At 49.8% G+C, this 6,440-nt stretch carries 6 protein-coding genes and 2 tRNA genes; 1 reads left to right on the top strand and 7 read right to left on the bottom strand.

The window, feature by feature from the left end; all coding sequences use genetic code 11:
* Nucleotides 1-14 precede the first annotated feature (14 nt).
* From H8K26_RS17345 to H8K26_RS17365, 5 genes are all read right to left on the bottom strand, one after another.
* Entirely contained in the window at nt 15-797 is a 783-nt protein-coding gene (locus H8K26_RS17345) for an SDR family oxidoreductase (protein ID WP_190481281.1), read from the bottom strand.
* 57 nt (nt 798-854) lie between these two features.
* Nucleotides 855-1,571: a thiol:disulfide interchange protein DsbA/DsbL gene (locus tag H8K26_RS17350; RefSeq protein WP_186897534.1), complete on the bottom strand. Its 717-nt coding sequence runs from the start codon at nt 1,569-1,571 to the stop codon at nt 855-857.
* A 36-nt stretch (nt 1,572-1,607) separates the two neighbouring features.
* Nucleotides 1,608-2,252, bottom strand: coding sequence for an SPOR domain-containing protein (locus H8K26_RS17355; protein WP_190481283.1), 645 nt, complete (start codon nt 2,250-2,252; stop codon nt 1,608-1,610).
* Between the two features lie 120 nt (nt 2,253-2,372).
* Nucleotides 2,373-4,085, bottom strand: coding sequence for an arginine--tRNA ligase (argS, locus tag H8K26_RS17360; protein ID WP_190481285.1), 1,713 nt, complete (start codon nt 4,083-4,085; stop codon nt 2,373-2,375).
* A gap of 55 nt (nt 4,086-4,140) precedes the next feature.
* Nucleotides 4,141-4,701 carry a DUF6622 family protein gene (locus tag H8K26_RS17365; protein WP_190481287.1) on the bottom strand — a complete coding sequence of 187 codons (561 nt, stop codon included), beginning with the start codon at nt 4,699-4,701 and terminating at the stop codon, nt 4,141-4,143.
* A 180-nt stretch (nt 4,702-4,881) separates the two neighbouring features.
* On the opposite strand from H8K26_RS17365, the gene H8K26_RS17370 reads away from it, so the two are divergent.
* Nucleotides 4,882-5,790 carry a recombination-associated protein RdgC gene (locus H8K26_RS17370; RefSeq protein WP_190481290.1) on the top strand — a complete coding sequence of 303 codons (909 nt, stop codon included), beginning with the start codon at nt 4,882-4,884 and terminating at the stop codon, nt 5,788-5,790.
* Between the two features lie 182 nt (nt 5,791-5,972).
* On the opposite strand, the gene H8K26_RS17375 is transcribed toward H8K26_RS17370, so the two are convergent.
* Nucleotides 5,973-6,049: transfer RNA gene (locus H8K26_RS17375), tRNA-Asp, on the bottom strand.
* 34 nt (nt 6,050-6,083) lie between these two features.
* A tRNA-Val gene (locus H8K26_RS17380) sits at nt 6,084-6,159 on the bottom strand.
* Between the last annotated feature and the right edge of the window lie 281 nt (nt 6,160-6,440).

Here is a 6,440-nt window from a genome sequence, read left to right on the forward strand (position 1 = left end):
GTATCTGATTTGATCTATCGCTGCTCGTCTGCCCGCGCCTTATGCGGGGCGCGTGAAAATACGGCGTCGTACAGCGCATTCGGCAACAGCCTTAAACACTTGGCGACTATGCCCATCTGCCACGGAATAACACGATACGAGCAACCTGCGTCTATCGTCTGCACCGCTTTCGCAGCGAATTTTTGTACCGGCATCAGGAAGGGCATGCGATAGGTGTTGATCTGCGTCATCGGCGTGTCGATGTAGCCCGGCGCAATCGTGACAACGCGGATGCCGCTTTTTTTCAATTCAACCCGCAGCGATTCGCAATAGCTGATGACAGCGGCTTTGGAGGCGCTGTAGGCTTCAGCACCGGGCAGACCACGGATACCGGCGACGCTGGCAATCCCGACGAGCCGGCACGCATCCTGTTGCGCATCGCGTTTCATGGTCTGGATGAATGGCGCAAATGTCGCCACGGTGGCGGTCAGATTGGTTTGTACAACGCGTTCAAAAACAGCGAGATCGCCAGCGTATTCGGTCAAGGTGCCGACGGAAATACCTGCATTCGCAATCACCACATGGACTTTGCCGGTCTTTTGTATGAAATCGGCAGCAGCGGCAGCTAAGGCCGCATGATCGGTGACGTCGAGCGCGTAAATATGATGTAGCTCGGGATTTGGCAGGCTGCGGCGCAATTGTTCAAGATTATCGCGGCGGCGAGCCAGCAAGCCCAGCTTTGCGCCTTGCGCCGCATATTCACGCGCAAGCGCAGCGCCTATGCCGGAAGATGCACCCGTAATAAAAACGTTTTTCATAGTGTCCAATTAAAAAAAAAGTCCGCCAGAAGCGGACTTATTGCATCGTACTTCAGCTTATTTTTTCTTGCCACTGTCAGCCGCAGCAGCAGGTGCTGCGCCCGCTTTTTCTTTTTGCGCTTTACTGACCAGGAAATCGAGTACCTGCAACAATGAACGGTTCTGAGTTTCTTCAGAAACGCGACCCATGGTGCGGACGGACTCTACCGGTGAAGTAAGGAAACGGCCATCTACCGCAACCATAGGAACGCTATCAACCTGATACGACTCCAGCAATTGATTGGTACGGTTCAGTTTGCTTTGAATCGCAAAGGAATTATAAACATCAGTAAATTTCTGTTTATCGAGACCCGACTTGGCAACGAAACTCATGACTTCTGCATCGGATTGCAAACGGTTACGTTCGACGTGCAAAGCGTTGAACGCTTTGATCTGATACTCGTCGGCTTTACCCATTGCTTCCAGTGTCAGATACAGTTTTTGCTGTTGCACCAGATTATGAAAATTCACGTGCACACGTTTGAACACGATATTGTCGCCCTGCTTTTTGACCCATTCGGCGATCAAAGGCTCGAGCGCATTGCAGTGCGGGCAAAAATAGCCAAAGAATTCAATGACTTCAACTTTTTTACCAGCTTCTGTTGGCTGCGGACGACCGAGTACGCGGTATTCAACGCCGGATTGCGGCATCGCCGGAGAGGCTCCCGCACCTGCTGAAACCAGGCCTAAGCCCAGCAAAAATACTGCATATATCGCTTGAGTAAATCTACGCATATCTTTTCCTTTATTAATCTGAATTACTGAATCTGATTACTTCGCAGTTCTGACAATTGCCACATCAACGCCATTCTCAGACAATTTGGCCTTCATTCGGTTCATTGTTTCGGCATTATTTATCGGACCGACACGGACGCGATACATCGTACCGGTATCTGAATTTTTCTCTGTCACTCTGGCTTCAAAGCCGATCAAAGCCAGCTTGGCACGGGCACTATCAGCGTCGGCCTGCTCTTTGAATGCGCCGGCCTGCAGGAAATAGATGTATTTATCATCCGCCGCCGCATCTGCTGCTTTTTCCGATTTGTCGCTCACTTTATCAGCTGCCGGCTTTTCCTGCGCTGGCTTTGTTTCGGCTTTCACTTCGGGTGGGCGGACAGCCGCCTGCGTCGGTACAGCGTCGGCTGGTTTGGCCACCGCGGCGTCTTTTGCCTGTTCCTTTGCCGCCTCTTTAACCGCATCAGGCTTACCATACATAGGCCGGTTCGGATCCTGCAGCTGCGTTACCGGCTGATCGGGTTTGTCCGATTTTCCACCTTTGTTTGTAAAAGGCGTCGATGATTTTGTGATCAGCAATGCGACTGCCACCGCAATGCCCAGTCCAATGACCAGACCAATAATGATGCCTGTTAAGGTATTACCTTGCTGACGCTGCAGCGTTGAGTGATGTGATTTCATGCGTCTCCGACGAAAAAATTGTACTCTGTGAATACTGACCGGTACTGCTTAGGCAATCTGTCATTCTGGTTGAAAATCATGACAACAGTTGCAACCAGAACGACAGAAAGGAAATGACTATTACATTTTATTCGGTGCAGATACACCGATCAGAGCCAGACCGTTACGGATTACCTGACGGGTTGCCAGCATCAGTGCCAGACGCGCCAGCTTGGTCGGCTCATCATCCACTAATACCCGTTCGGCATTGTAATAACTATGCAATTCACCAGCCAGATCGCGTAAATAGAAAGCAACCTGATGCGGGCCAAGTTCATCCAGCGCTTTTTCCAATGCTTCAGGATATTCCGCAATTTTTGCCAGCAAACTCGCTTCGCGCGGCGCTGTCAGCGGTGACAGATCAACATTCAGCAATGGCGCAAAAGCGGCTTCATCGGTCGCATATTGTGCCAATACGGAACAGATACGCGCATGCGCATACTGGACGTAATACACTGGGTTTTCATCTGAACGTGCCAGGGCAACGTCGACATCAAATACAAACTCGGTATCAGCTTTACGCGAAATCAGGAAGAAACGCACTGCATCCCGGCCACGCTGTTCATCACCGCCGCCCGACCATTCGATCAGATCGCGCACGGTCACATAAGACCCAGCCCGTTTGGAAATCTTGACTTCGGCACCATCCTTCATAACGGTGACCATTTTATGCAGGATGTAGTCAGGGTAGCCTTGTGGAATACCGACATTCAATGCCTGCAAACCGGCACGGACGCGGGCTATCGTGCCATGATGGTCGCTACCCTGCACATTGATGGCCTGACGATAACCGCGTTCCCACTTGGTGACGTGATAGGCAACGTCCGGCACAAAATAGGTGTAGGTGCCGTCGGTCTTCTTCATCACACGGTCCTTGTCGTCACCATACTCAGTGGTGCGTAGCCACAATGCGCCGTCTTGTTCGTATGTTTTACCGGCAGCTTTGAGCGCATTGACAGTGGCTTCGACTTTACCGTCTGTGTACAAAGAGGATTCGAGATAGTAATTATCAAATTTCACACCGAATGCGAGCAAATCGGTATCTTGTTCGCGGCGCAGATAAGTCACGCTGAATTCGCGGATAGAATTTATATCGTCGACATCGCCCGTTGCTGTGACTGGCTGACCATTGCTGGCAGAAACGGTTTTTTTGTCGAGAAAATCGCGGGCAATATCAGCGATGTAATCGCCGTTATACGCTGATTCTGGCCACGCGGCATCGCCCGGTGCATGACCTTTGGCGCGTGCCTGCACGGATAAAGCCAGATTCCCGATTTGCACACCGGCATCGTTGTAGTAAAACTCGCGTGAGACGTCGTAACCCTGTACATCGAGCAAGGCAGCAAGTGCATCACCGAGCGCGCCCTGACGGCCGTGGCCGACATGCAAAGGACCGGTAGGGTTTGCCGACACGAATTCGACAACAACTTTTTGCCCGGCTCCGCGTTGACTCTGACCGTAAGTCGTGCCTAGTTGCAGCACCGTTTTGACCACTGACTGTTTGGCAGCCGTTGCGATACGAATATTAATAAAACCCGGACCCGCAATTTCTACCGCGCTGATCAGAGGATTATTTTGTGCCTCCAGGTTCGCAACAACTGCCTGAGCGATTTCACGTGGATTTTTACGCAATGGTTTGGCGATCTGCATGGCGATATTGCAAGCGATATCGCCATGCAATGGATCTCGTGGGCGTTCAAGCAATATCGTGGGTTGCAGATCGCTGCCTTCCAAAATGGGGGCAACCGCGTTTTTTAAGGAATTGAGAATTTCTTGTTTTTGTTCAGCTAACATGGCACATAGGGTTCATCGCGTTTCGCGCAACAAATCTAAATAAGGACAGCGGTCATTATACTGTCTCCCCCGCGCCATGTCCGTCTGCAAGTGTAAGCGTTGATGCGGTTTTCATCAAAGCAGGTTGTTTATGTTTTGTCAGCAAACTCAGCACTCTCAGAAGCTTACCGAGAAACAGACCATTCATGATGCCGAAGCTGATGCTGCAGACACTGATAAACCCAATATTCGAGCGCAGCTCTGGCTGTACTACAACAGCAATGTTTTCACAGTATTTCAAGAAGAAAATCAACATCATAAGGATGAGTGGCATCCAGCTGCCCTGCAACTGAATCAGCTTTTCTGATACCACACGGACACTATTTTTTCCGAAAAAGGCAGCGTTCAAAATGCTAACGCAAACGGCAGAAAGCAGCCACAGCCCTACTGATTCAAAGCGAATGCCAAAATGCTGTATCAGCCCTTGCAAAGACAGACCCAACATAAGCAGAGGCAAAATAAATGTTGCACGTAAAGTGACCTGACGGTCACGACTCATCAAGACTCCGCGATAAATGAGAAACGCCAGTAACGCCCATACCCAGATTGGTGTGTTGATCAGGATTTGTTGCAACATGATTGCCCCCTACGGTAAGTAATGAATTGATGTATTTGTGTGCGAAGTATGGTGGGCAATTGAACTGCGTTCCAATCCTATGTGACCGGTGGACGCTGAATGTCGTGAAGCTGGCGTTTTACGACGTGAGTTGCGATGGGGCGGCGTGTAGAATGTCAGTTTTCTTCGTTTGGATACGCTATGTGGTTTAAGAACTTACAGGTTTTTCGTCTTACCTCGCCCTGGAACATCAGCGCAGAGGAATTAAATGCGCAATTATCCAGAATCTCTTTCGCGCAATGTGCATCGAATGAAATGCAAAGCCAGGGTTGGGCATCGCCTCGCAACAACGATATGCTGGTTCACAGTGTCAATCATCAGTTTCTGATAGCACTGGCAACAGAGAAAAAGCTGCTGCCGTCCAGCGTTATTAATCAGGTCACGAAAGCGCGCGCGGCAGAGTTAGAGGAGCAGCAAGGTTTTGCGCCCGGCAGAAAGGCGATGAAAGATTTAAAAGAACGCGTAACTGATGAATTATTGCCTCGCGCATTTGGCGTTAAGCGAAATACCTTTGTCTGGATCGACCCGGCGAATCGTTGGCTGGTGATTGACGCATCAAGCCCGTCTCGTGCCGATGAAGTCGTCAAATTGCTATTGAAGTGCTGTGACAAGCTTCCGCTCGAAGGTTTGCGGGTCAAATCCTCACCTCAGGCTGCAATGACAGGCTGGTTGGCTGGCAATGAAGCGCCAAAAGGCTTCACGATTGACCAAGATACAGAGCTGAAATCATCGACCGAAGATAAAGCGACGGTGCGCTATGTGCGTCATACGCTTGACCCTGACGATGTCCAGAAACATATCGCGGCTGGTAAGCAGTGCACTAAGCTGGCATTAACCTGGGACGACCGCATCAGCTTTGTGTTGACAGATACGCTGACGATCAAACGGATTAAACCGTTGGATATTCTTGATGAGGATAAAGACAAAGGAACCAATGAGGAAGAGCGCTTCGATGCAGACTTTATGCTGATGACGGCGGAATTAGCAAAAATGCTCGATGACATCGTGTTTGCACTGGATGGAGAACTCGAAAGTTCTAAAACGGCGTAAGCAAGTTTGATGGGAGAATTTAAAAGACGAGTATCTCACTCGTCTTTTTTTATACCTGATGCTTAGCGTCAGGTCCGGGAAAATACAGTGATGCACCATAAGTGACACAGCGCACGGTAAATTGAATTCAGAACGTACAAATAAAAAAACGAGCTGCTTACGCAACTCGTTTTCTCAATTACTGGCGGAGCGGACGGGGCTCGAACCCGCGACCCCCGGCGTGACAGGCCGGTATTCTAACCAACTGAACTACCACTCCGAAACTACTTAACCTGTACTGCGATGTTTATCTGTGGTGGGTGCTGAGAGGCTCGAACTCCCGACCTACGCCTTGTAAGGGCGCCGCTCTACCAACTGAGCTAAGCACCCATATTCTTGCTTAGTCAGATAAACATTTAACGCTGTGTCACCAACGTCAACAGAAGCAACATTATAGTTTAACATCTGCTTTTTGTCTAGTCTCTCAATTCGTTTTTTCGCTTAATTTCAGCGAAAAAACATTTAAAAAACTAGTACTCTCACTAAAAGCAAAACCCCCCGTTACGCTAGTAACGGGGGGTTCGCAGAATACAAGCCTGACGATAACCTACTTTCACACTGGTTGCAGCACTATCATTGGCGCAGAGTCGTTTCACGGTCCTGTTCGGGAT

The organism is Cognatundibacterium aquatile (assembly GCF_014699135.1).
Classification (GTDB): domain Bacteria; phylum Pseudomonadota; class Gammaproteobacteria; order Burkholderiales; family Burkholderiaceae_D; genus Undibacterium; species Undibacterium aquatile.

Excerpts from the sequence above, each read along its gene's own strand:
- H8K26_RS17370 (WP_190481290.1), top strand. The coding sequence starts at position 4,882 with ATGTGGTTTAAGAACTTACAGGTTTTTCGTCTTACCTCGCCCTGGAAC.
- H8K26_RS17345 (WP_190481281.1), bottom strand. The coding sequence starts at position 797 with ATGAAAAACGTTTTTATTACGGGTGCATCTTCCGGCATAGGCGCTGCG.
- H8K26_RS17350 (WP_186897534.1), bottom strand. The coding sequence starts at position 1,571 with ATGCGTAGATTTACTCAAGCGATATATGCAGTATTTTTGCTGGGCTTA.
- H8K26_RS17365 (WP_190481287.1), bottom strand. The coding sequence starts at position 4,701 with ATGTTGCAACAAATCCTGATCAACACACCAATCTGGGTATGGGCGTTA.
- H8K26_RS17355 (WP_190481283.1), bottom strand. The coding sequence starts at position 2,252 with ATGAAATCACATCACTCAACGCTGCAGCGTCAGCAAGGTAATACCTTA.
- argS (WP_190481285.1), bottom strand. The coding sequence starts at position 4,085 with ATGTTAGCTGAACAAAAACAAGAAATTCTCAATTCCTTAAAAAACGCG.